2 protein-coding genes are annotated in these 2,112 nt (G+C 56.5%); both read right to left on the bottom strand.

Going from position 1 to position 2,112, the window contains the following annotated elements; all coding sequences use genetic code 11:
* Window positions 1-783 (bottom strand): efflux RND transporter permease subunit (locus tag ABX962_RS35260; RefSeq protein WP_372726333.1); only part of this gene is annotated, 783 nt, incomplete at its 3' end.
* A 174-nt stretch (window positions 784-957) separates the two neighbouring features.
* On the bottom strand, window positions 958-2,112 hold a 1,155-nt coding region (locus ABX962_RS35255), incomplete at its 5' end, for an efflux RND transporter periplasmic adaptor subunit (RefSeq protein WP_372726332.1).

The raw sequence follows: 2,112 nt of genomic DNA, 5'->3' as shown, positions 1-2,112 counted from the left end.
GTTGCGAAGCACCCGGCGGACGTCGTCGATGGTCAAGCTGCGGGCGGCTAATTTCTGAGGATCGATGATGACTTGCATCTCGTCGGTCAAACCGCCAAGCACATTGGCATTGGAAACGCCGTTAACACGTTCGAGTCGTGCTTCGATATAGTCCTCGGCGAACCGCCGCATTTCGGGAACATTCAAATCGGGCGGCAATAGCGGAGCGATGCCCGGATGATCCTTTGCGATTTGGCGAAGACGCAGCAGTCTCAGCCCTGGATTGTCACTGCGAAGCACGGGGGACAGTGGTTCACGAAGCTCGGGATGCTGGTCGGCAAAGGCTTGAATCTCTTGGCGTGTCGGTTGCAACGCACTGAGGATAAACCACGCGATCGGTCGGTCTGATGAATTGCTGGTCGAGATCACCGGCTGGTCGGCTTCCTCGGGATACTCCGGAACCTGTTGCAACCGGCTGTTGACCTTCAACAATGCCTCTTCCATGTTTGTGCCGACAAAGAATTCCAACGCAATGCGGCCACTCGAGTCCATCGATTCGCTGGTCATCTTGGTGACCCCTTCGACACTCTTAAGCTGTTCTTCCTGCTCTTGAATGATTTCGCGTTCAATTTCTTGCGGGCTCGCCCCCGGCCAACGCGTTTCGATCGTCAACGTCGGCGTTTGCACCTCGGGAGTCAACTGCATCGGCATTCCGATCAATGCAATCACGCCAAACAGAATCAGCAGCAACGCACCAACGGCGACTTTCACAGGGTTGCGGACACAGGATTCGATGGGATGCATGCGTTCGGATCGGTTTGCAGTAGCGGTGAAATGAGTGTTGACGAAACGTTCAGTTCGTGACGGACCAACGGCTGATTAGTGTGGTAGTGGATTTCCGCCGTCTGGCAACGGCAGCGACGTCGGAATCCGACCGTTGTCTTCCGCTCGTCCCAAGCGATCATTGCCAATCAATCGTTAAGGGTTTGTCTTTTGTTTCTCCGTAATCTTGACGTCTTGTCCTGGCCGAAGTCGTTCGTTGCCGCGAATGACCACCAGGTCGGACGCACGGAGTTGTCCGGGGACCGATGACGTCACCGCAACCCAGCTGCCTTGCGACGGCCCCATCACCACCGGTACCACCATCGCCTTGCCATCGACGACGCGGTACAGCGTCGGGGCCGCTCCGCCAAGCTGGATTGCATCTTTGGGGACCATCAAACGCGTCTGTTTCTCACTCGATGGCAGTTTGACTCGGGCCAACATGCCAGGTAATAAAAGGTGACGCCCCTGTACCGCGGCATTTTCCACTCGCACTCGCACCGGAAACGTGCGGGCTAATGGATCGGCGGACGGAACAATTTGATCGACCACCCCGTGAAATGTTTGGCCGGGAACCGCTTCCACCGAGACGACCACCTCATCCCCCGGACGAACAAAGCGAATGCTGGCTTCGGGCACATAGACTTCGATTTCTAACGGGTCGATTTCGATGATGGTCGCGACGGGGTCGCCTTGGCGAACCCAGGCGCCGGTTTCGGTTAACTCCTTCGCGACGAATCCGTCAAAGGGCGACTTCAACGTGTACTTTTCACGGCGGTCTCGCAGTCCTTCGAGCGTCTGTGTCTGCATGTCGACTCGCGCAGCCGCCTGAGCGATCTGTTCTTGCCGTGGTCCCTCGACGACCAACCGATACGAACTTTCGGTTTGTGCCATCGTCGCCGCGGCCACCAAAGCCGCCGCTCGATCACTTTCGAACTCGTCAACCGAGATCCCCGAGGATTCGTTATACAACCGTTCGGCGCGAGCCATTTTGGATCGAGCGTATTCGTGATTGGCTTTTGCCACGTCCCGCAGCGCTTCGGCCAGCTTGATTTCATCTGGACGCGAACCATTTTTAAGTTCTGCTAACTCTGCTTCCCGAAGCGCCAATTCGGCTTCAGCACCCGCGATCTCGATCTCAATGGTTTTGGTTCGCAGTTGGGCAAGCGACTGACCCTCTGTGACCGCTTCCCCCGCATTGACCATGAATTCCAAAACACGGCCATCAACCGCACTGCCAATCGTACTTTCCCGCCATGGTTTGACGTTGGCGACAAACGACTGTTCCACCGAGATGTCTTTTTCGATCAC

The organism is Novipirellula sp., assembly GCF_041583735.1.
GTDB lineage: Bacteria > Planctomycetota > Planctomycetia > Pirellulales > Pirellulaceae > Novipirellula.
Note: the sequence above shows the minus strand (reverse complement) of the source record. Positions and strands in the feature narration are given on the sequence as shown.